The following is a 21,897-nucleotide window of genomic DNA, read 5'->3' as shown; positions in this document are numbered from 1 at the left end:
ATTTAAACTTATTAATTTTTATCCTCCAATAAAGGCACAAACCTAAACTCACCAAATTCTTCTTGCTCAAATTCTTTTGGGCCTTTTCTAGTAAACATATTCATGATTTGCACATCATCGCCAACAGGAATAACAAGCCTTCCTCCTATTTTTAACTGACTTAATAAAGGTTTTGGAACAAAAGGTGCTCCTGCTGTTACTATAACACCATCATAAGGTGCTTCATCTTCTAATCCTATATAACCATCACCAAAAATCAATTTCTTTGGGCGATAACCTAATTTTGGCAGAAACTTACTGGTTTTTTTAAATAGTTCGTTTTGGCGCTCAATGCTATACACTTTAGCCCCTAATTCGCATAGTACGGCGGTTTGATAACCACTACCAGTACCAATTTCTAAAATTTTATCACCCGGTTTAATTTTTAATAATTCCGACTGAAAAGCAACTGTATAAGGTTGAGAAATGGTTTGGTCTGCACCAATAGGAAACGCCTTATCTTGATAAGCATGGTCTAAAAAGCTAGAATCCATAAACAAATGTCTTGGTATTTTACCAATAGCCCTTAAAACACGAGTATCAGTTATACCTTTGTTTTCTAATATTTTAACTAGCTGCTGTCTTAATCCTTGATGCCTAAATGTGTCTTTCAATGTTGGTGCGGTTTAGTTGGCTAAAATTAGTCAAACATTTTTAAGCTAAAAACTATTTATTCAGATTTTATTTTTCACCGCTTATACGGGAATTTTTTTAGATTAATTTCCTACCTTCATCTTTTAATTATCTTATTTTTGTTGAAAACATAAAAATTATGCTAAAAGCTGGAGTTCTTGGTGCTGGTCACCTAGGAAAAATTCATTTAAGACTTCTTAAGCAATCTGAAAAGTACAATCTTGTAGGCTTCTATGATGCAGATGAAGCTAACGGTAAAAAAGTAGAAGCCGAATTTGGGTATAAATTTTTTAACTCTATTGATGCGCTTATTGATGCTGTTGATATGGTAGACATTGTTACACCAACTTTATCCCATTACGATTGTGCCAAACAAGCGATTGCAAAAAGAAAACATGTTTTTATTGAAAAGCCTATAACTAATACTGTTGAAGAAGCAGAACACATTAGAGAACTATTGGCAGAACATAACCTACGAGGACAAGTGGGCCATGTTGAACGTTTTAACCCTGCATACCTTGCGGTTAAAGATGAAATTAATTCTCCTATGTTTATCGAAACGCATCGATTAGCAGAATTTAACCCTAGAGGTACCGATGTTCCTGTGGTTTTAGATTTAATGATTCATGATATTGATATTATACTTAGTGTTGTAAAATCTAAAGTAAAACATATTTCTGCAAGTGGCGTTTCAGTTATTAGTGACACTCCTGATATTGCCAATGCACGTTTAGAGTTCGAAAACGGATGCGTTGCCAACTTAACAGCAAGTAGAATTTCTCTTAAAAAAATGCGTAAGGCACGATTCTTTCAAAAAGATGCTTACATCTCTGTGGATTTCCTAACTAAAAAATGTGAAATTGTAAAGATGAAAGATGCTCCGGAAAACCCTGGTGATTTCGATATGATTTTACAAAATGCCGAAGGCATTAAAAAGCAAATTTATTTTGATAACCCATCGGTACCTGATAATAATTCTATTCTAGATGAATTAGAAACCTTTGCCGACTCCATAAACAATAACACCACACCTGTGGTTTCCTTACATGATGGAACCGAAGCGCTACGAGTAGCTACACAAATAATAAATGCCTTTTAAATGAAAAAAGTAGCAGTAATTGGTGCAGGCACAATGGGAAATGGTATTGCTCATACTTTTGCCCAAAGCGGGTTTAAAGTTCATTTGGTTGATATTAATGAAACTTCATTACATAGCGGCATAGAAACTATAACTAAAAACTTAGACCGATTAATTGCTAAAGAAAAAATTACCGAGACTATTAAAAGTCAAACTTTGGCTAATATCAGGACGTTTACAACCATTAAAGAAGGTGTTGAAAATACCGATTTAGTTGTTGAAGCTGCGACCGAAAATTTAGATTTGAAACTTAAAATATTTAAAACTTTAAATGACGTTTGCTCAAAATCTACAATTCTAGCTACCAATACCTCTTCCATATCCATAACCCAAATTGCAGCAGCAACATCAAGACCAGAAAAAGTCATTGGTATGCACTTTATGAATCCTGTTCCAATCATGAAATTGGTTGAAATAATTCGAGGATACAACACAAGCGAAGCTGTAACTAAAACCATCATGAAACTTTCTAAAACATTAGAAAAAGACCCTGTAGAAGTTAATGATTATCCTGGATTTGTAGCCAATCGCATTTTAATGCCAATGATTAACGAATCTATTGAAACGCTTTACAATGGCGTTGCTGGTGTTTATGAAATTGATACCGTAATGAAGTTAGGCATGGCACACCCTATGGGACCATTACAACTTGCCGATTTTATTGGTTTAGATGTATGTTTATCTATTTTAAATGTTATGTATGATGGCTTTAAAAACCCTAAATACGCCCCATGCCCTTTATTAGTTAATATGGTGCAAGCAGGTAAATTAGGGGTGAAATCTGGTGAAGGTTTTTATGATTATTCTAAAAGCAGAAAAGCAGAAAAGGTTTCGAAACAGTTTTTAAAGTAATGATTGAAACCAGGGAATTTTCATTATCTAAAGAGAAATATTATAAAATTGTTTTGCTAACTCGCTTTAAAAAATCATGGTGGCTTTATCTTATCATGCTAATAATTGCAATTTTAAATTTACCAAAGTTTGGTAAAGATAGTTTTAGTACTTTTTTTATTCTTTTTTCTTTTTCATACCCTTTCATAATATCTGTTTATCTCTATTTTTGGGCTGGTTTAAAAGACCATAAACCAATATTTTATAAAACTAAATTATCATTTAATAATGATTATATGTTTTTTAAAAGAGAGGGTAATGAGTCCAAAATAATACCGAATAGTATCCAAAAAGTAATTTCAAATAACAACTATTGGTTAATTTATCTTTCTAAAGGCCAGTTTATCTACATCCCAAAAAATATTTTTCATAATATTAATGATTTAGAGACTTTTTCTAAATTAATAAAACAGAAATTATAGAAACATGAGTATTAAAGAAAACCTAAATAACATAAAATCTAAACTTCCAGAGCATGTAACCTTAGTGGCTGTTTCAAAAACAAAACCTGTAAACGATTTACTTGAAGCATATAACGCAGGGCAACGTATTTTTGGAGAGAATAAAATCCAAGAAATGGTAGAAAAGTATCAAGAAATGCCAAAAGATATTGAATGGCATATGATTGGTCACGTGCAAAGAAATAAGGTTAAATATATGGCCGAATTTGTAGGTTTAATTCATGGTGTAGATAACTTTAAATTACTAAAAGAAATAAACAAACAAGCCAAAAAAAATAATCGGGTTATAGATTGTCTGTTGCAACTCAAAATAGCATCAGAAGACTCTAAATTTGGAATGTCTTTTGAAGAGGCCTCAGAAATTATTCAATCTGAAAAATTTTCAGAATTAAAACATATTAATGTTATTGGTGTCATGGGAATGGCTACTTTTACTGATGATGAAAACCAAATAACAAATGAATTCAATCGATTAAAATTTGCTTTCGATGCTTTAAAAGCCTTACAAACCGAACATTGTAGCTTAAAAACTATTAGTATGGGGATGAGTGGCGATTTTCCTTTAGCAATTGCAGCTGGAAGTACAATGATTCGAGTAGGAAGTAGTATATTTGGTTCACGAAATTATACGAATTAAAAAATAACGGTATACTATTTACGCAATACTAGACATAGAAACCACCGGAGGTAAATTTAATGAAGAAGGTATAACTGAAATTGCTATTTATAAATTTGATGGCCATGAAGTAGTGGATCAATTTATAAGTCTTGTAAACCCAGAACGCGATATTCAACCTTTTGTAGTAAAACTAACAGGTATTAATAGTAATATGCTGCGTAATGCACCAAAATTCTATGAAGTTGCTAAGCGTATAGTAGAAATTACTCAAGACTGTATTCTTGTGGCGCACAACGCCCAATTTGATTATCGTATTTTAAGTACAGAATTTAGACGTTTAGGTTTCGAATACGAACGTAAAACTTTATGCACCGTAGAGCTATCAAAAGATTTAATTCCAGAACAAGACTCCTACAGCTTAGGAAAGTTGGTGCGTTCATTAGGCATTCCTGTAACCGATAGACATCGGGCTTCGGGTGATGCTTTAGCAACCGTAAAACTTTTTAAATTATTATTAGCTAAAGACACTACCAAAACTATTATTCAAAAGTCTGTAAAGCTTAGTGCTAAACGAAAAATAGAGCCAAGACATTTAGATATTATTGAAAGTTTACCATCCATAACAGGAGTTTATTACATTCATAAATCTGATGGCGGCATCATTTATATTGGCAAGAGTAACAATATAAAAAAACGTATTAATCAACACTTTACAGGTACTAACTCAAAATCGAAAAAATTACAATCTAAAGTAGCTTCAGTAACTTATGAAGCTACGGGAAGCGAATTGGTGGCTTTACTTAAAGAAAGTGAGGAAATAAAAAAGAATAAACCACTACACAACAGAGCTTTGCGTCGCTCTACATTTACTCATGCTCTATATGTTTTTAAAGATGATTTTGGCTATCTAAACCTAAAAATTGATGTTGCCGATGGCCGTAAAAAAGCAATTACAACATTTAGTAATCGAGAAAGCGGAAAAAGCTTTATAACTAAAGCTGTGGACGAATATAAGTTATGCCAAAAACTTTCTGGATTATATAAAACAAAAACAACCTGTTTTGGCTACGATATAAAAGCTTGTGAAGGCGCATGTATTCAAAAAGAAACACCAGAATCCTATAACAAACGTGTGGAGGCTTTAATTGAAAAAAATAGCTATTCAAACAAAAATATGGTTATAGTTGATAGAGGTCGAGAGGTTGACGAACGTAGTGCCATTTTAATAGAAAATGGCGTTTTTAAAGGCATTGGTTTTTTCAATTTAAATTATCAAATAAATAATCCTAAGGTATTAGAATCTATTATTACACCAATGGAAAATAATAAAGATGCACAGCATATTATTCAAAATTACTTGAGAAAAAATAAACGTTTAAAAATTCTTTCCTTAGATTAAAATATGTCCAAATTTACATTACTAATTACGCTTCTTATTAGTATAACCTCGATAGCCCAAGAAAATTACAATTCTGAATCTTTTATAGTAACCCTTGGTGACTTAGAAAGCAAAACTTTTGAAAAAAATTTTCGATTAACCTTGTAGTCACACACCAACAAGAAAAATGTTATGTTGATAAAAATAAATACGACCCTAGAACAGAAGCAATAATTAAAGTAAACCATCAAGCGTGTTTTATCAAACCACATAAAACTTAGATGGCGTTGGTTATACTATAAATTTCTTTTTTAAAATTGATTTTTATACCAATTTCCGAGGTCGATTATTACCCGTATTTAAAAGATTTTATGAGCAAGGTGGTCGATATTCAAAAAAATACAATCATTCTATTAAAAAAAACCAATTAAACTACTACGAAAAAGTAACTTAACTTTTTGCTACATTTGATATCATGAAAAAGTTAGTCGATAAACATTGGAAAGCTAGAATGTATAAAATAATTTATCACTCGGATACTCCGGCTGGTAAATTGTTCGACCTTGTACTTCTAGTCGTTATACTTGCTAGTATTATTCTGGTAATGTTAGAAAGTGTTCACACTATTGATGCCAAATACCACAATTTCCTAAACATTGCCGAATGGATAATTACCATTCTTTTTACCATAGAATATATTTTAAGAATTATTACCAACTCTAGTCCTAAAAAATATATATTCAGCTTTTATGGCATTATCGATTTACTTTCTACCATTCCAAAATATTTATCATTTTTTTTAGTGGGTTCCCACTCTTTAGTCGCATTAAGAGCCTTACGATTATTGCGTATTTTTAGAATTTTAAAACTAGCTCGTTTTATGGGCGAATCCAATAATATTTTGAAAGCCTTACGTGCGAGTAGGGTCAAAATTGCTGTTTTTGTTTCTTTTGTAGTTGTTATTTGTGTTATTCTTGGTACCGTCATGTATCTTATTGAAGGCGACCAAGGCAGTGGGTTTACAAGTATTCCACGAAGTGTTTATTGGGCCATCGTTACACTTACTACAGTAGGTTATGGCGATATTGCACCTGTGACACCAATAGGACAATTTCTTGCCTCTTTAATCATGATAATAGGTTACGGTATTATAGCTGTACCTACCGGAATTGTTAGTGCTGAGTTTGCTTCTCAAAAAAAATTAGAAAAGAAAGAAGAGAAAGAAATTGTTATAGCCACTAAAACCTGTAAAACATGTAAAACAAGCGATGTACGTAGCGAAGCAAAATATTGCTATGTATGTGGTGCAGAAATAGTCTAATATTTACAACCTCATTAAATACTTTTAAAAAAGACTTCTACAAAATAAACCAAACAGAAGGAATAGCTTTGAAAAAAAAGTCAACCTAGGAAATTACGTAAGAAATAATTATTCTTACTTATTATAAGCCCGCATTTATAGCAGAAAGACAAATATGTAATTTGTAATTTCAGCTAAGTTGTGATAAATTTGTTTTATGGGAATTATTAGAAAAACACAATCTATTGAAATTTTACTGGCCGAATTTAAGAATACTGTTGAAGCTATTTCTGCTATTGAATTAATAAAACGTCTTAATTTAAAGCTTAATAAAACCACTGTTTATCGTGTATTAGAAAAGCTAGAAGATGACGGAGTATTACATTCTTTTTTGGGTAAAAACGGAATTAAATGGTATGCAAAATGTAATTCTTGTACCCATTCAAAACATTTTGATACCCATCCACATTTTCAGTGTTTAAATTGTGGTAAGGTTGATTGTTTAGAAATTAAAGTTAATTTACCTAACATTCCTAATAGACAAGTGGAAATCTCTCAAATTTTGATTCAAGGCAATTGTGAATCGTGTTGTAATTGATATAGGCTATATTATCAATCTGATAAAAAGCTGTTGAAATTTCAATGTATTCATCTAGAGACAAACGCGGTTAAGATAAGCCATTAGAAAAGGAAGGTTAAGTAATTATAGAGTGTACACCATAATTTCATTTTCGACTATTTGTGCTTAGGAAGTTAATTTATCTGCGTCTTCATTTTACAGCCTAAAAAAATACTTAATACCAGCGTTTAATTTAAATTTTTTAATATTTTATATTTTATAAATTCTGGCAAATTTAAAATAAACCCTTTTACTGCCCTTCAGTTGCATTTAAGTGATGGTTAAAAAAAATTGATCCATTTCATTGTTCAGAATTAATGAGTATTTCTTAGAATTCAAATATTCCTTTTAAATCATCAATCCTAAATAAATATAACTCAGTAGCTTTTCTAATAATTCCCATAAAACAAAACTTTGTTAATACTTAAATTGGTATTAATCATTAATTCAAATTAACTTTACCAAATAAAAATCACCAAGCTATAAACTCACATACTAAATATTTAATTTCCATAGTTGGCCCAACAGCCATAGGAAAAACGGCGCTTAGTATTAAATTAGCACAATATTATAACACTGAAATTATTTCGGCTGATTCGCGTCAATTTTTCAAAGAAATGCAAATTGGTACCGCTGCACCAACTCCCGATGAGCTAGCTAGTGCTAAACACCACTTTATACATCATAAATCTATTAAAGATCCATATAATGTGGGCGCATTCGAAAAAGATGCTCTGCAATGCTTAGATGGCCTATTTAAGGATCATAATGTAGTAATAATGGTTGGTGGATCAGGATTGTATGTTGATGCCGTTACAAAAGGTTTAGACCATTTTCCGGAAGTAGATGCTAGCATTCGCGAAGCATTAAATTCCCAATTGAAAACAAATGGACTAAAATCCCTTCAAGATCACTTGCAACGTTTAGATCCAACTTCATACAATACCATTGCTATAGATAACCCACATCGGGTAACAAGAGCTTTAGAAATTTGTATAGGCACTGGTAAACCCTATTCTTCATTTTTAAATCAAGGAAAAGAAAAGCGGAATTTTAAAACCATTACCGTTGGTTTAATGGCAGATAGACCACTTGTTTACCAACGTATAAACCAACGCGTGGATATTATGTTGCAAGAAGGATTGCTAAACGAAGTAAAAACTTTACTAGATTATAAGGCCCTAAATGCCTTAAATACGGTTGGGTATAAAGAGCTTTTCAACTATTTAGATGGCACCTGGGATTTAGAATTTGCGACATCCGAAATAAAAAAGAACACACGTCGTTTTGCTAAACGCCAACTCACTTGGTTTAAGAAAAAAGAAGACACGCTTTGGTTTAATTTCGATACCCAAATAGATACCATTACTACACAATTAGACGCTTATATCAATTAATACTATGCACAACGAAAATGTTTTAGATAATCCTGTTTGGTTTTCCATAACACAAAAACATACCCAACAAGCGATAGATTACGGTAATACTAAAATGTATCATCCTGATTTTACTCCATTCGGGGCTTTCATTAAAGGAGCAGATACTGCTTCAGCAATATTAGAACATTCTAAATTAACGCCATCCTTTTTTATGGTAGGTGAAAAACCTAAAATGCCTTCATCTTTTAAACCACCCATTCAGTATGTTGGTTTACAAATGATCCTTTATAAAAAAATAGACCATCCAATAACAGAAAGTATTGTAGAACTTAAACCAAGCCATCAAGAAGAAATTTTGGGTTTGGTAGCCATTGCTTACCCTGATTTTTTTAAACCTAAAACCAATACCTTAGGAAGGTACTTTGGCATTTTTAAAGATCAAAAATTGGTAGCCATAACAGGCGAGCGCATGCAAACGGAGCATTTTACCGAAATTAGCGGTGTTATAACACATCCTGATTATGTTGGAAACGGTTATGCGAAACAGCTCGTTACCCATACGTCCAATAAAATATTTGAGAAGGGCAAAACACCTTTTTTACATGTAGATCAAACTAATCTTGGACCTATAAATCTGTATAAAAAACTTGGTTTTATAACCCGAAGAAAATTAGAATTCTGGCAAATAAACAGTTAACATTACCAAAATAAAAAAGTAGAATTACTGTATAGTTATATCACTATACTTAGCATGAACTAAAATCGTTTTTTCACTAGTAGGATCGCCAGAAGAAAAGTTAGACGTATTATTTTTAACAGATTTATTGGGCTGTGACAATCGAGAATGCGTGCCTTTATATTTTAAATTATAATCTGTTTTAGGTAACCCTATAACAGCATTACTATTTTGTAAAATAATATTCAAGTTTTTAAACGTGTCTTCAATATTATAAATATCAACATCGCCAATATTACTATCTATTATTGCACTTCCTGTTAAGGTATCGATATCCACCTCGGATGATGTTAAATTTAAAACCAAATGCGTAACATGTTCAAGATTTGCATGTTTTACATAATTTAAATTTAATTCGCCCAAATTCCAATGGGTAATATGTATTGGCGAATATGAAGCATTAATGGAAGTAGAACTCCCATTAATACTTAAAGCTTTTAACTTAGTATACGCTAAATCGGCTTTTAAATTATCAATATTATTAGCAAATTCTATCTCACCATACTTTACATTTACCTTTAACTTTGCATCTTTAGGTAATTTTATTTTAATCGTTTTTTTAACTTTCTTTAAGGGCTTATTATCCAAAAGCTTCTCTATTTCTATTTCTCTTTTTTTAATTAAAACGTCACGTTCCTTTAAATGTTCTTTACGCTCCTTGGCATGTTCTTTAGCTATTTCCATATGTATTTTAGCACCTTCCTGTTCCGCAGCCATTCGTTCTGCATTGGCAGCTATATGTTCTGCCTGGGCTTCTACCCGACTCGCTTCAGCCTCCATGCGTTCGGCAAAACGCTCACCCCATGCTTCCATACGTTCTGCATACTTTTCTCCCCATTCTTTACCAAATTTTTCTCCCCATACTTCCATTTTTTTCGCAAAATCATCACCATACTTATCATTCCATTCTATTCCAAACTTCTTGCCCCAAGCCTCCATTTTTTTAGCATAATCTTTTCCGTATTTCGACTCAAACTTTTGTGACCATTTCTTCAAATATTCCTCTCCTTTTTCCTTGTACATTTCATAGTCAAAAGCAATAGCATTAACACCTTCAGGTAATTCTGGTAATTCTGGCATTTCTGGCATTTCAAACATTTGTGGTATTTCCGGAATTTCTGGTAAATCCATATGAATTTGAGGCATATCGGCAAGTTCAAATTTTAATTCCTCCAATATAGCACCAACACCATAATCCTCATCACAATTATCACAATCATAGGCTTCATGGTGCACCCACATAGCATTTGGCCCATGCCCACTACCCGTATTTATTGTAATTTTTTTTGTAGTTGCATCAATATCGATGTCCCAATGCATTATGGCCTCATCCAGTTGATCTTTACTTAATTTATCACCTTCAATATAAGCTTCTATTTCAACGGTGTTCTTGTTCCAGGTATCAAAAACAATATTGCAATAACTTGTGTTTAAATCTACAACAACGTCCTTTTCAACTTTAATAGCTTGCGATACTTTTGTTAATTTTTGCTGTGCCATTATACTTCCCGAAATAAGAAAGCAAAGTACCACAAATTTGATTTTTATATAAAAACTGTTCATTTTTTGATTTTTTTTAGATTGATTGAGATACTTCTTCCGACAAACCTTCAGAAGTATTAAATGTTTTTAACTGTGCTCTTAATCGATATAATAAATTTAAACGCAATTTTAAATTATCAATTAAAGCATTAACTGTTAACTCACTTGGTCCAGATTCTGTTAACTCTAAAGATAGTTTTTGGTAGGCTTTATCAAGTTCATTTAGTTGACTTAAATACCCATCAAACAACTCCTTAGTTGCTGGAGTATAAGTCATTTTTGCTAATTCTAAATTTATACTAGCTAAATAATAATCCTCTACTTTTTTTAAACCTGGCGAAATATCACCTAATGTTTTGGTTTCAATAGTTTTAGTATTAACTACCTCTGGGGTGTTAGCTATAATTGGCGCTTCAAAATATTTAAAAATTCCAAAACTCATACCTAAAAGCACCACAATACTAGCAGCTATTTTAAGCCAACTAAATTTAGCATATTGCTGCTGCGGTAATGCACCTTCCAATTTATCAAGAAAACGATCTTGATGGTTTTTTGGCATTTCCTCATGGGCTATTTGGTCGTTTTTAAACAACTCTTTAAGATCTTGTGCCATCTTTCTTTAGTGTTAACAATTTTTGTAATTTTACTTTTCCTCTAGATAGTTGTGTTCTCGATGCTACTTCAGAAATATCTAGAATCTCCGAAATTTCTTGATGGTCATACCCCTCAATTAAATACAGCATTACAACATATTTATACGTCTCTGGCAAAGCGTTAATTGCCAATTTAACATCGTTTAATGTTACCGTATCTTCTACTAACCATTTGTCGTCCTTAGATGTATCAATAACTTTCAAATGCCCCTCGTGCAACTCAACAAGTGTATACTTTTTAGCCTTTAAAAAATCAATACTTTTATTAACCACAATACGTTTTAACCATGCCCCAAAAGTAACCTCAGCTTGATATTGATGTAGTTTAGTAAAGGCCTTTATAAAAGCTTCCTGCACTACATCCTCGGCATCGGCAGCATCCTTTAAAAACCGTTTAGCAACAATATACATACCATCGCAGTATTGGTTGTATAACTGCAATTGCGCCTTACGGTTGTTCTGTTTACATTGCTCAATAATGTCAACTTGAAACATGCTTGAATTACTTTTGGTTTATCTCTACATTATGCATCATATAGAGCGGTTAGTTCATTTAAAAGACGATTAAAAAATAAGAGTGTTGCAAAAAATATTATTTTTTTTCAAAAAAAACAATTTGGGCGTTACCACAAGGGCCGGGCTATCCGTTAAAAGTCCTCGCACCTCCTGCGTCGGGCTGTGGGCTATCCACTACTATCCCTAACGCGGGCAAGTTTGTAATTAGCAGTTCAAAGTCGCAGTTGCAAGCTCAGTTTCCATACATCATTCAACTTCAGTAACCTGTCATCTGTCTTCTGCCTTTTCTCCCTCACAACAATTCTAAATAATTTAACGTTTCTACTTTATCAGTTATTCCAATTAAATTATCTTTATAGCTTAATAAATTTCTCTAAATGAACACCTTTTTAAAGCGCACCTTAATTCTATTATCAATAATAGCATTGGGTTTATTTTTATATTCAACCTTAGTTGAAAACATTTTTGCAAAACGATTAAGTCCAAAAGATACTGTAGAATTTAAATTAAACGACCTAAAACTTGAAGTATTTTATAACCGTCCATACCGCAAGGACCGTGATATTTTTGGAGCCTTAGTGCCTTATAATCAAGTTTGGCGTACAGGTGCCAACGAAGCTACTACCTTTGAAACTAATAAACCATTACAAGTAAATGGTATGCCCTTAGCAGCAGGAAAATATACACTTTGGACGGTTCCTAAGGACTCTACCTGGAATGTTATTTTTAACTCTAAACAGTATTCTTGGGGTGTAAATGCCGAAATGCAACCCATGTGGGATCCTAATTACGATGCTTTAAATATTGAAGTTCCTGTTCAACCATTACCTAACCATGTTGAGCAATTTACTATTGCTTTCGATAACTCAACAGATAATTTGTTATTAACCATGGCTTGGGACGATGTAAAGATTGCAGTACCACTTAAATAAATTTATGGTCTCTGTCACCATGTACAGTCAATAAAAATAAAATCGTAAATTTAGACAAACGTTCGTGTATTTCCCGAAAAACCGGGATTAGCTATGGCCAAAAAAAACAAATCTGCTTTAAAAGAAAAAGAAGGTGTTTCCATTTCCGAAACCACTAACAAAGCGTCTATAGCTGTAATTAAAGAAAAACGTAAAGCCAAACTAGATACCCCAACTCTAGTAAGCTCAATTTTAAATAAAAACATAACAGCTTTAAGCCGAGCTATTACACTTGTAGAAAGTAAAAACACCTCCCACAAAACACAAGCTAATACGATACTAAAAGCCTGTTTACCTCATGCCAATAAATCGATTAGAGTTGGAATAACTGGCGTTCCTGGTGTTGGCAAAAGTACTTTTATAGAAGCTTTCGGCAAACACTTAACATCACTAGGAAAACGGGTTGCTGTGTTAGCCATAGACCCAAGTAGCAGTATTACCAAAGGCAGTATTTTAGGCGATAAAACCCGAATGGAGGCCTTGGTAAAAGACAATAATGCTTTTATTCGTCCTTCAGCATCTGGTGATTCGCTTGGTGGTGTGGCTAGAAAAACTAGAGAATCCATTATTTTATGTGAAGCTGCAGGTTTCGATGTTATCATAATAGAAACTGTTGGTGTTGGACAAAGTGAAACCACTGTTCATAGTATGGTCGATTTCTTTTTACTATTAAAACTTGCTGGCGCCGGTGATGAATTACAAGGCATAAAGCGAGGCATTATTGAAATGGCCGATACTATTGCCATTAACAAAGCCGATGGCAACAACATAAAACAAGCCAAATTAGCACAAGTTGAATTTAAAAGAGCCCTACACCTCTACCCTGAAAAGTCATCGCAATGGCAACCTAAGGTTATGCTTTGTAGCGCACTAAAAAACCAAGGGATTGAAGCTATTTGGGACATTATTTTAGAATACGTAGATGCAACAACTAAAACAAATTACTTCCACAAAAACAGATTAGAACAGAATAAATATTGGCTCATTCAAACCGTAGAAAATCAATTAAAATCTAATTTCTTTAGTACACCTAAAATCAAAAAGGCATTAAAGGAACAAATACAGCTTTTAGAAAACAACAAAACCACTCCTTTTGCTGCTGCCGATTATTTATTAAGGATTAAAGATTAATCCTTTACAAACCGCTTTATGGCATAAGTTGCTAATTTGAAAAACATAAATCCAGACAAAGCGCCAAAGGTCATTCCGCAAAAAATATCTAAAGGGTAATGAACTCCAACATAAATCCTACTATAAGCAACAATAGCACTCCATAGCAATAGTATAAAAATTAAATTTTTGTAATACGGTTTAAGCATTAAACCTGTAAACACAGCTGCTGCCATAGTATTTGAAGAATGTCCAGAGAAAAAACCATATTTACCACAACGCACAGCTATAAATCGAATTTTATCAGCTATATCCTCAGCGCCGCAAGGTCGTGGTCGCATAAAAGTACGCTTAAAAACATTAGTTATTTGGTCTGTAAATGTTACCATTAAAGCGATAATCACTATAAAAATCAATAAAGATTTTAGTCCAAATTGTTTGTAAAGTAAAAACAATAAAAGGGCATATAACGGGGCAAAAGTAAACTTATGCGTTATTGCTAACCATAAACCATCCCAGGTAGCCGAACCTAATCCATTTAAATATACGAATAACTCGGTATCATATTGTAAAAGCTGATCAATCATTTATATAAATGTATTACTGTTTTTATTCATCGTACTTAGCCACTTCACTATCATAAAAATCTGTAGCTTCTTTAATTGCGTTTTCTGTTTCAACCTCTAGTTCCTTCTGGTCTTCTGCATCAAAATCTTCAAACCATTCTACCTCATCGTTTTCAAGATTAATAATGAATCTGGGAAACTCGGTATGAATCACATAGATAGCGTTTGGGAATTCGGTGTTATCACCTAATATAAATTTTGGAAGACTCATTTTTTAAATATTATTTGTTCGACAAAATTAACTTTTTTGTCAAATAGTTAAACCTTATGTATAATAAAATTGAAGCTGTTGTTAAACCAGCCAATAATCCTAACCAAATACCAAAACTGCCATAGGCATCTTCGGCTCCTAAAAACCAACTTATAGGAAAACCAACTAACCAATACGATATAAACGTTATTACAGTTGGTATTTTAACGTCCTGCAATCCGCGTAAGGCACCTAAAACAACAACTTGAATACTATCACTAATTTGAAATATAGCTGCAGCTATTAATAAATTTGATGCAATACTTACTACCTCCATATTATCTGTATAATTTTCTAGATCATTAAAATCAACATATATTCTTGGAAGGTAATCATGAAAAGCAAAGAAAAGTAAGGCAAAACAAAAGGCAAATAAGGTACCCATTAAAAATAATGAAAACGCAATACGTCGTAATTCAAAATAGGCTTTTAATCCTTTTTGATTGCCTACCCGAATCATAGAAGCGACACTTAAACCCATAGCTACCATAAAGGTCATGGAACTAAGATTTAATGCAATTTGATTAGCCGCTTGAGGGTTTTTACCCAGTAAACCACTTAACCAAATAGCTGCTGTAAAAATGGCAACTTCAAAAAACATTTGCATGGCACTAGGCGCTCCTAAATTTAAAATCTTTTTAAGCATTAACTTATCGAGCACAAAAAATTTAATATTGGTAACAAAAGCTTTCGATTTTTCTTTTCCTTTAAGCAAATACCATAGGTACCAAACCATAATTAACCTAGAAGCTAAAGTACCGTAAGCTGCACCTACAATGCCTAATTCTGGAAAACCAAACTTGCCAAAAATTAATAAATAATTTAAAACTATATTTATAATATTCCCAATTAATGTAGCATACATAGGGTACTTAGTCATAGACAAGCCATCACTAAATTGTTTAAAACCTTGAAATACTATTAAAGGTATTAATGAAAACGCAACCAAATCTAGATAAGGAATAGCCAACTCGACCACCTCTACAGGTTGTTTCATTAAATACATAAGTGGTTTTGCAAAATAAACTAGTAAAAACAGTAATATGCCTAAAACTGTACATAAAAATAATCCATGCTTAAATGCCGATTTTCCTTTTATAAAATCTTTAGAAGAATCAGCTTCTGCAATTAGTGGTGTAATAGCTGTAGAAAACCCTATACCTAAAGACATGGCAATAAACATAAAACTATTACCTAAAGACACAGCAGCAAGTTCCGCCGTTCCTAGTTGCCCTACCATGATATTATCTACAAAACTAACAAAAGTATGCCCTAACATGCCCAACATTACAGGAGCAGCTAGTTGCCAATTGTATTTAAATTCTTTTGTGTAGTTACTAATTTGCATCCTGCAAAAGTAATCTTTACTTCATACTTAAAGTAAATTTCTTTTAAAGATTTAAGACGTTTTTTTTAGCCATTTCAAATTCCATTATTATATCTTCAACTATTTTAGCAACTGGCTTTATATTATGAATTAATCCTGAAATTTGACCAATTTCTAATTCGCCTTCCTCAAGATCGCCTTCAAACATACCACGTTTTGCTCGTGCTCTACCTAATAATTCTTTAAGTTGTTCTTTGGTAGGTGACTTTTGATATAAGTCTTGAACTTGGTTATAAAAACTATTTTTAATCAGCCTAACAGGCGCTAACTCTTTTAATGTTAATTGCGTATCGCCTTCTTTCGCATTAACTACAACATCTTTAAAAGCTGGATGTGCTGAACTTTCATGGCTAGCTACAAACCGGCTGCCAATTTGGACACCATCTGCACCTAATACCATAGTTGCCAACATAGCGCTTCCTGTAGCAATTCCTCCAGCGGCAATAATAGGAATTTGTATTTGCTCCTTTACCATAGGAATTAATGCTAAGGTTGTCGTTTCGTCACGACCATTGTGTCCTCCAGCTTCAAAACCTTCAGCTACAATAGCATCGACACCTGCTTCTTGAGCTTTTAATGCAAATTTGACACTACTCACCACATGAACAACAGTTATTCGACGTTCCTTTAGCCAAGAAGTCCATGTTTTTGGATTTCCAGCAGAGGTAAATACAATTTTAACCCCTTCTTCAACAATAATATCCATTATTTCCTGAAGGTTAGGATATAGCATAGGTACATTGACACCAAAAGGTTTATTGGTTGCTTTTTTACATTTTTGAATATGCTCTCGCAAAACCTCAGGATACATAGATCCAGCACCAATAAGCCCTAATATGCCCGAATTACTTGATTCCGATGCTAACCGCCAACCACTATTCCACACCATTCCTGCTTGAATAATAGGATACTTAGTATGGAATAACGATGTAATTCTATTAGACATTATTGCTTTATTATTTTGAAAGTTTTTGAAATGGTGCTACTTTCTACCCTAATAAAATATACACCATTTGATAAAGCCATTGTATTTATTTCATGTTGGTAAGAAGCCATTTGATAAGCACTAATTTCTTTTCCTAAAACGTCATATAGCGCAACAGACACTATCTCGTCATCTGAAGGTAATTCAATATACAATTTATTAGAAACTGGATTGGGATACATTTTAAACGCATTATTAGCAACTTCATGCTCAACAGATAATGCCGTATTTAAAGCCATTTCAAGATTAGGAATTCCATATCCTAAAAAATTATCTGGTGCGTTATATTGTGATGCCGACTCTCTTACTAATTGCATAATTTCAGCATTCGATTTTTCTGGTAATGCTTGCCACAAACACACCATACCGCCTGCAATAATAGGTGAGCTAAAAGATGTCCCATTAGCATTAACTATATTATTGTTTTCTAAAATTACAACACTTGGAAAACCTTGAGCCACTACATCTGGTTTTTGAGTAGGCTGAAAGGCACTACCAACAGAACTAAAATAAGCATATTCTCCTGAAGGGTTAACAGCCCCTATAGAAAATACATTTGGAGAATCTGCAGGTGCACCTACCCCATCACTTCCAGAGTTTCCAGCAGAAGTAACCAATAGCATACCTTTTTCAAAAGCAATATTAGCACCACGAGTTATGTAGGTTGTAAAGCCATCTAAATCGGCATCTGAATGGCTATATCTTGTATAATTGGGTCCATAGTCTTTATAGCCTAGTGAGGTATTAATAACATCGACACCTAAGCTATCAGCACGTTCGGCAGCTTCAACCCAATAACTTTCTTCTACGGGGTTTTCATCTGAAGCATCTTCTGTTATAAATAAGTAATAGGATGCATCAGGAGCAGTACCAACAAAATCACTTTCAATAAAACCAGCCATATCACTCAATACCAAAGTTCCATGATTACTAGCTGTACCGGTATATACATTCACATCTCTGTTTACAAAATCGTAACTTCCTAAAAGGTTACCCGCATCTCGTAATCGTTTAAACGAGGTCATCGTATTAACATTTGGGAAACCAGCATCTAAAACTGCAACTGTCATTCCGGTACCAGTATAATCTTCAAGGTGTAATACATCTCCTTTAAACATTTCTATTTGATTACCAGAATCGCCATAATCAAAAGAAGTTAAAGCGCTTTCTAATTTAAACTGTTTATCCTGTTTATTATTTACCATTTGTTTTGCATTTAAACTTTTATCTGCAAAATCGATAGTATTTATAAACCCCAAACTTGTTAATCCTTGAATTTGAGCTTCACTTCCTCTAACATGTACAGCGTTAAACCATTTAGATTTAGCCAATACTGTAATACCATCTACATCTTTAACTTGAGAAATATAGGCTTCGTTAACAGGAACATCTCTTTCGTCGATAGTAATATTATGTGCATTTTTTCTATCAATAGCCTTTTGGGTAAGTATGGTATTAGGATTAGCTAATGAAGCAGAAACATTGTCTTTATCGCTAAAGTAAACCCAGGCATCTTCTAATTGAGCAGAGGCATTAAAAATAGACAAAACAAAAACTACAAATAGAATGGATACATTTTTCATAACACTTAGGCTTTAGCTTTGCTAAGTTATGAAATTACTCCGGAACCAATTAATTCATCATCAATATACCAAGCCACAAATTGTCCTTCGGTTATTGCCGATTGAAATTCTTCGAATTCCACATACAATCCGCTATCTACTTTATGAAGGGTAGCATTCTCTAAAGTTTGTCGGTATCTAATTCTTGCTTTTACCTGCATGGTTTCGTCAAGTTTTAAAGCTAAATCTTCACGAATCCAATGTAATTCTTCATTACTTACAAATAATGCTTTTTTATATAAACCCGGATGTGCTTTTCCTTGACCAGTGTAAATTATATTTTCTTTAACATCGGTATCAATAACAAACAAAGGCTCTACAGTACCACCAACGCCTAAACCTTTACGCTGACCTTTTGTAAAATAATGAGCGCCTTGATGTTTCCCTACGACTTTACCTTGATTAATGTTGTAATCAATTTTTCGAGATAGATATTCTAATTTTTCTATTTCAGAATCAAACTGAGTTTTTACCTCATTATAAACAGCTTGCTCCTTAGGCACTTCTACAATAACCCCTTCTTTAGGTTTAAGTTGTTGCTGTAAAAAATCTGGTAACTTAACTTTTCCTATAAAACAAAGACCTTGAGAATCTTTCTTTTCGGCAGTTACTAAATTTAATTCGGTTGCTATTTTTCTAACCTCTGGTTTGGTTAACTCACCAATAGGGAATAATGCTTTTGATAATTGTTCTTGTGATAATTGACACAGAAAATACGATTGATCTTTATTACCATCAACACCAGCTAATAGCTGAAAAACATCTTCATCCCCTTTTTTAATAGTTCCTTTTCTACAATAATGGCCAGTAGCTACATAATCTGCACCCAGATCTATTGCTATTTTCATAAAAACATCAAACTTTATCTCTCTATTACAAAGAACATCTGGGTTTGGTGTTCTGCCTTTTTCATATTCATGAAACATATAATCAACAATACGCTCCTTATACTGCTCACTTAAATCAACCGTTTGAAATGGTATACCCAATTTTTCGGCAACCAACATGGCGTCATTACTATCATCCAACCAAGGACATTCATTAGAAATGGTAACCGAATCGTCATGCCAGTTTTTCATAAACAAACCAATAACCTCATAGCCTTGTTGTTGTAGCAAGTATGCAGCAACACTAGAATCTACACCTCCAGAAAGTCCAATAATAACGCGTTTCATTCTTAAAAATTAGTTTACAAAGATACATATAATTGTAAGATTTCAATGTGTTTAGCACCTATGAAAACCAATCCTAAAAATGCATTTTTGTTTAATTTAAAATAAATTTTATTAAACAAAACATAAATTATGTTTAATTATTTAATATATTTGTTAAACAAAATTAAAAAACTTGAAACTATGAAAACTTTAAATTCTTTAAAAAAAATAACTGTAGCCCTAGTCCTTCTGTTAGCCTTTAGCTCTTGCAGCAATGATGATGATAATATGACTGAACCTCCTATGGAGCTTAATATTGTTGAAACGGCGCAATCTGTTGACGATTTAAGCATTCTAGTTGATGCCGTAGTACAAGCAGGATTAGTGAATGCACTAACAGCCACTGGAGACAAAACGGTATTAGCCCCAACAAATGCAGCTTTTATGGCTTTCTTATCAGATCATGGTTATAGTACATTATCGGAAGTGCCTAACAATGTTTTAACGCAGATTTTATTAAACCATGTTATTGCTGGTTCTAATATCACTTCATCAGATCTTTCTGGAAATACAGGTTATACAAACACCTTAGCTGATGGCCCTAACGGAACAAAACTTAGTATATATTTTGATGGAACCGCTGGCGTAACATTTAATGGTGGCGCCAAAGTTTCGATACCCGATGTAACTACCACAAATGGTATTGTTCATGTAATTGATAAAGTTATAGCATTACCTACAATAGCAACATTTGCAACTACAAATCCTGCATTATCTATTTTGGTAGATGCATTAGTATATGCCGATTCTGGGAATCCAACCGTTCCATACATCGAAACAGTATCTAATGCAAATGCAGGACCTTATACTGTATTTGCTCCTACTAATGATGCTTTTGCTGATTTATTAGTAGAATTAAATGTTAGTGCACTTACAGAGATTGCAACCTCTACGGTTGATGCCGCTTTATTAAACCACATTGTAAATGCCAATGTACAATCTAGCGCATTAGTTAGTGGAGAAGTAAATACACTTGGTGGTACAATAACTGCCAACACCTCTACTTTTACCCTAACCGATGCCAATAGCAGAACAAGTAATATTATCACAACATTAGTGGATATTCAAGGCCTTAATGGCGTTGTACACGTTATTGATAAAGTAATTCTTCCTGCTATGGAATAATATAGTTTGGTTTGTTAATTGTAGGTTATACTTAGTAAGTATTACTATTATGGTCTACGATAAAAGAGGCGCCTTAAGAAATTAAGGCGTTTTTTTTATATATTTAGGCTTATAGGTGAAGTCCTTTTCATTTACAATTTTTCCATTCTCATAAAACTTCCAAATACCATCTTTTTTGCCTCGTTTATAACGACCTTCCGATAGTAATTCACCTTTGGGATTGTAAAACTTTGCATCACCATGTAGTTCTCCGTTTTCATATACATAAGTTTTAAGCACTACATTATTTTCAGACAACCAACAGGATTCACCGTCTAATATTCCATTAACATAATTTTGCTTTTCGGCAATTTGCCCATTGGGATAATACACCAAACGCTCACCAATTAAAGCACCATTGTCATTATAATTTTCAATTATAAGTAATTGATCAGAGTTTTTTTGATAATACTTCCAAGTACCAACATAGGTTTTACCATCCATAATCCCTTCACTAATAACCCTGCCATTCGATGCCAAAAATTTTACTTCAGCCTTTTGGTTATTTTCATTAAACAATTTAGTAGCAGATAAAATGGCTTTATTTTTATAATGCTTATAAAATTTAAACAACCCTATTTCCTTACCATGAGCAAACTGCCCTTCGTACCTTAAAACATCTGTACCTTCAAATTTCTTTTGCCATACGCCATGTCGTTTACCA

At 33.1% G+C, this 21,897-nt stretch carries 23 protein-coding genes; 12 read left to right on the top strand and 11 right to left on the bottom strand.

The genetic code is table 11. The features are described 5' to 3' along the window. Positions 1-11 precede the first annotated feature (11 nt). Complete coding sequence (locus ABJM36_RS08060; RefSeq protein WP_348450941.1) at positions 12-653, bottom strand: protein-L-isoaspartate(D-aspartate) O-methyltransferase; 642 nt, start codon at positions 651-653, stop codon at positions 12-14. A gap of 158 nt (positions 654-811) precedes the next feature. On the opposite strand from ABJM36_RS08060, the gene ABJM36_RS08055 reads away from it, so the two are divergent. The 9 genes from ABJM36_RS08055 (at position 812) to ABJM36_RS08015 (ending at position 9,154) form a co-directional block, all read left to right on the top strand. Further along, positions 812-1,771: a Gfo/Idh/MocA family oxidoreductase gene (locus ABJM36_RS08055; protein WP_348450940.1), complete on the top strand. Its 960-nt coding sequence runs from the start codon at positions 812-814 to the stop codon at positions 1,769-1,771. Then, entirely contained in the window at positions 1,772-2,662 is an 891-nt protein-coding gene (locus ABJM36_RS08050) for a 3-hydroxybutyryl-CoA dehydrogenase (protein WP_348450939.1), read from the top strand. Further along, positions 2,662-3,123 (top strand): YcxB family protein, encoded by a 462-nt coding sequence (locus ABJM36_RS08045; RefSeq protein WP_348450938.1) that lies wholly within the window; start codon positions 2,662-2,664, stop codon positions 3,121-3,123. The genes ABJM36_RS08050 and ABJM36_RS08045 overlap by 1 nt, the downstream gene beginning before the upstream one ends. Before the next feature lie 4 nt (positions 3,124-3,127). Further along, on the top strand, positions 3,128-3,799 hold the full coding sequence (locus ABJM36_RS08040) for a YggS family pyridoxal phosphate-dependent enzyme (protein ID WP_348450937.1): 672 nt from the start codon (positions 3,128-3,130) through the stop codon (positions 3,797-3,799). Between the two features lie 16 nt (positions 3,800-3,815). After that, complete coding sequence (locus ABJM36_RS08035; RefSeq protein WP_348451017.1) at positions 3,816-5,180, top strand: exonuclease domain-containing protein; 1,365 nt, start codon at positions 3,816-3,818, stop codon at positions 5,178-5,180. A 454-nt stretch (positions 5,181-5,634) separates the two neighbouring features. Beyond that, the gene (locus tag ABJM36_RS08030) at positions 5,635-6,480 is read left to right on the top strand and encodes an ion transporter (protein ID WP_348450936.1); all 846 of its coding nucleotides are present in this window, start codon (positions 5,635-5,637) and stop codon (positions 6,478-6,480) included. Between the two features lie 196 nt (positions 6,481-6,676). Further along, on the top strand, positions 6,677-7,057 hold the full coding sequence (locus tag ABJM36_RS08025) for a transcriptional repressor (protein ID WP_348450935.1): 381 nt from the start codon (positions 6,677-6,679) through the stop codon (positions 7,055-7,057). A 503-nt stretch (positions 7,058-7,560) separates the two neighbouring features. After that, positions 7,561-8,475: a tRNA (adenosine(37)-N6)-dimethylallyltransferase MiaA gene (miaA, locus tag ABJM36_RS08020; protein WP_348451016.1), complete on the top strand. Its 915-nt coding sequence runs from the start codon at positions 7,561-7,563 to the stop codon at positions 8,473-8,475. Positions 8,476-8,479: 4 nt separating this feature from the next. Beyond that, positions 8,480-9,154, top strand: coding sequence for a GNAT family N-acetyltransferase (locus tag ABJM36_RS08015; protein ID WP_348450934.1), 675 nt, complete (start codon positions 8,480-8,482; stop codon positions 9,152-9,154). Between the two features lie 24 nt (positions 9,155-9,178). Here the strand turns inward: ABJM36_RS08015 and ABJM36_RS08010 are convergent, their stop codons facing one another. From ABJM36_RS08010 to ABJM36_RS08000, 3 genes are read right to left on the bottom strand one after another with little or no spacing between them, the layout of a single operon-like run. Further along, the gene (locus ABJM36_RS08010; RefSeq protein ID WP_348450933.1) at positions 9,179-10,756 is read right to left on the bottom strand and encodes a hypothetical protein; all 1,578 of its coding nucleotides are present in this window, start codon (positions 10,754-10,756) and stop codon (positions 9,179-9,181) included. 13 nt (positions 10,757-10,769) lie between these two features. Next, positions 10,770-11,348 (bottom strand): hypothetical protein, encoded by a 579-nt coding sequence (locus tag ABJM36_RS08005; protein ID WP_348450932.1) that lies wholly within the window; start codon positions 11,346-11,348, stop codon positions 10,770-10,772. Further along, positions 11,332-11,883, bottom strand: coding sequence for an RNA polymerase sigma factor (locus tag ABJM36_RS08000; protein WP_348450931.1), 552 nt, complete (start codon positions 11,881-11,883; stop codon positions 11,332-11,334). Before ABJM36_RS08000 ends, ABJM36_RS08005 begins: the two co-directional genes overlap by 17 nt. 398 nt (positions 11,884-12,281) lie before the next feature. Between ABJM36_RS08000 and ABJM36_RS07995 the strand changes: the two genes are divergently transcribed. Beyond that, positions 12,282-12,836, top strand: coding sequence for a DUF2911 domain-containing protein (locus tag ABJM36_RS07995; RefSeq protein ID WP_348450930.1), 555 nt, complete (start codon positions 12,282-12,284; stop codon positions 12,834-12,836). A gap of 93 nt (positions 12,837-12,929) precedes the next feature. Beyond that, positions 12,930-14,006 (top strand): methylmalonyl Co-A mutase-associated GTPase MeaB, encoded by a 1,077-nt coding sequence (gene meaB / locus ABJM36_RS07990; protein ID WP_348450929.1) that lies wholly within the window; start codon positions 12,930-12,932, stop codon positions 14,004-14,006. Here the strand turns inward: meaB and ABJM36_RS07985 are convergent. Genes ABJM36_RS07985 through mnmA form a run of 6 tightly spaced genes read right to left on the bottom strand, consistent with a single transcriptional unit; the run spans position 14,003 to position 20,030 of the window. Beyond that, the gene (locus tag ABJM36_RS07985) at positions 14,003-14,572 is read right to left on the bottom strand and encodes a phosphatase PAP2 family protein (RefSeq protein WP_348450928.1); all 570 of its coding nucleotides are present in this window, start codon (positions 14,570-14,572) and stop codon (positions 14,003-14,005) included. The two genes, meaB and ABJM36_RS07985, sit on opposite strands and share 4 nt — an antisense overlap. A 22-nt stretch (positions 14,573-14,594) precedes the next feature. Beyond that, positions 14,595-14,822, bottom strand: a complete 228-nt coding sequence (locus ABJM36_RS07980; protein WP_348450927.1) for a hypothetical protein — start codon at positions 14,820-14,822, stop codon at positions 14,595-14,597. Positions 14,823-14,832: 10 nt separating this feature from the next. After that, positions 14,833-16,209 carry an MATE family efflux transporter gene (locus ABJM36_RS07975; protein WP_348450926.1) on the bottom strand — a complete coding sequence of 459 codons (1,377 nt, stop codon included), beginning with the start codon at positions 16,207-16,209 and terminating at the stop codon, positions 14,833-14,835. A gap of 43 nt (positions 16,210-16,252) precedes the next feature. Then, positions 16,253-17,194 carry a nitronate monooxygenase gene (locus tag ABJM36_RS07970; RefSeq protein WP_348450925.1) on the bottom strand — a complete coding sequence of 314 codons (942 nt, stop codon included), beginning with the start codon at positions 17,192-17,194 and terminating at the stop codon, positions 16,253-16,255. Continuing rightward, a complete protein-coding gene (locus tag ABJM36_RS07965) occupies positions 17,194-18,816 on the bottom strand; it encodes a S8 family serine peptidase (RefSeq protein WP_348450924.1) in 1,623 nt (540 codons plus the stop codon). The genes ABJM36_RS07970 and ABJM36_RS07965 overlap by 1 nt, the downstream gene beginning before the upstream one ends. Before the next feature lie 26 nt (positions 18,817-18,842). Further along, a complete protein-coding gene (gene mnmA / locus ABJM36_RS07960) occupies positions 18,843-20,030 on the bottom strand; it encodes a tRNA 2-thiouridine(34) synthase MnmA (protein ID WP_348450923.1) in 1,188 nt (395 codons plus the stop codon). A gap of 180 nt (positions 20,031-20,210) precedes the next feature. Here mnmA and ABJM36_RS07955 point away from each other — a divergent pair, with 180 nt between their 5' ends. Then, entirely contained in the window at positions 20,211-21,194 is a 984-nt protein-coding gene (locus tag ABJM36_RS07955; protein WP_348450922.1) for a fasciclin domain-containing protein, read from the top strand. Between the two features lie 81 nt (positions 21,195-21,275). Here the strand turns inward: ABJM36_RS07955 and ABJM36_RS07950 are convergent. Beyond that, a partial coding sequence (locus ABJM36_RS07950; protein WP_348450921.1) for a toxin-antitoxin system YwqK family antitoxin occupies positions 21,276-21,897 on the bottom strand: 622 nt, incomplete at its 5' end.

The sequence above is a fragment of the Algibacter sp. genome, assembly GCF_039977455.1.
In the GTDB taxonomy this organism is placed as follows: domain Bacteria; phylum Bacteroidota; class Bacteroidia; order Flavobacteriales; family Flavobacteriaceae; genus Algibacter_B.
Note: the sequence above shows the minus strand (reverse complement) of the source record. Positions and strands in the feature narration are given on the sequence as shown.

Excerpts from the sequence above, each read along its gene's own strand:
- ABJM36_RS07995 (WP_348450930.1), top strand. The coding sequence starts at position 12,282 with ATGAACACCTTTTTAAAGCGCACCTTAATTCTATTATCAATAATAGCA.
- ABJM36_RS07970 (WP_348450925.1), bottom strand. The coding sequence starts at position 17,194 with ATGTCTAATAGAATTACATCGTTATTCCATACTAAGTATCCTATTATT.
- ABJM36_RS08005 (WP_348450932.1), bottom strand. The coding sequence starts at position 11,348 with ATGGCACAAGATCTTAAAGAGTTGTTTAAAAACGACCAAATAGCCCAT.
- meaB (WP_348450929.1), top strand. The coding sequence starts at position 12,930 with ATGGCCAAAAAAAACAAATCTGCTTTAAAAGAAAAAGAAGGTGTTTCC.
- ABJM36_RS07985 (WP_348450928.1), bottom strand. The coding sequence starts at position 14,572 with ATGATTGATCAGCTTTTACAATATGATACCGAGTTATTCGTATATTTA.
- ABJM36_RS08045 (WP_348450938.1), top strand. The coding sequence starts at position 2,662 with ATGATTGAAACCAGGGAATTTTCATTATCTAAAGAGAAATATTATAAA.
- ABJM36_RS08015 (WP_348450934.1), top strand. The coding sequence starts at position 8,480 with ATGCACAACGAAAATGTTTTAGATAATCCTGTTTGGTTTTCCATAACA.
- mnmA (WP_348450923.1), bottom strand. The coding sequence starts at position 20,030 with ATGAAACGCGTTATTATTGGACTTTCTGGAGGTGTAGATTCTAGTGTT.
- ABJM36_RS07965 (WP_348450924.1), bottom strand. The coding sequence starts at position 18,816 with ATGAAAAATGTATCCATTCTATTTGTAGTTTTTGTTTTGTCTATTTTT.
- ABJM36_RS08025 (WP_348450935.1), top strand. The coding sequence starts at position 6,677 with ATGGGAATTATTAGAAAAACACAATCTATTGAAATTTTACTGGCCGAA.
- ABJM36_RS08000 (WP_348450931.1), bottom strand. The coding sequence starts at position 11,883 with ATGTTTCAAGTTGACATTATTGAGCAATGTAAACAGAACAACCGTAAG.
- ABJM36_RS08030 (WP_348450936.1), top strand. The coding sequence starts at position 5,635 with ATGAAAAAGTTAGTCGATAAACATTGGAAAGCTAGAATGTATAAAATA.
- ABJM36_RS07975 (WP_348450926.1), bottom strand. The coding sequence starts at position 16,209 with ATGCAAATTAGTAACTACACAAAAGAATTTAAATACAATTGGCAACTA.
- ABJM36_RS08055 (WP_348450940.1), top strand. The coding sequence starts at position 812 with ATGCTAAAAGCTGGAGTTCTTGGTGCTGGTCACCTAGGAAAAATTCAT.
- ABJM36_RS08050 (WP_348450939.1), top strand. The coding sequence starts at position 1,772 with ATGAAAAAAGTAGCAGTAATTGGTGCAGGCACAATGGGAAATGGTATT.
- ABJM36_RS08040 (WP_348450937.1), top strand. The coding sequence starts at position 3,128 with ATGAGTATTAAAGAAAACCTAAATAACATAAAATCTAAACTTCCAGAG.
- ABJM36_RS07955 (WP_348450922.1), top strand. The coding sequence starts at position 20,211 with ATGAAAACTTTAAATTCTTTAAAAAAAATAACTGTAGCCCTAGTCCTT.
- ABJM36_RS08010 (WP_348450933.1), bottom strand. The coding sequence starts at position 10,756 with ATGAACAGTTTTTATATAAAAATCAAATTTGTGGTACTTTGCTTTCTT.
- ABJM36_RS07980 (WP_348450927.1), bottom strand. The coding sequence starts at position 14,822 with ATGAGTCTTCCAAAATTTATATTAGGTGATAACACCGAATTCCCAAAC.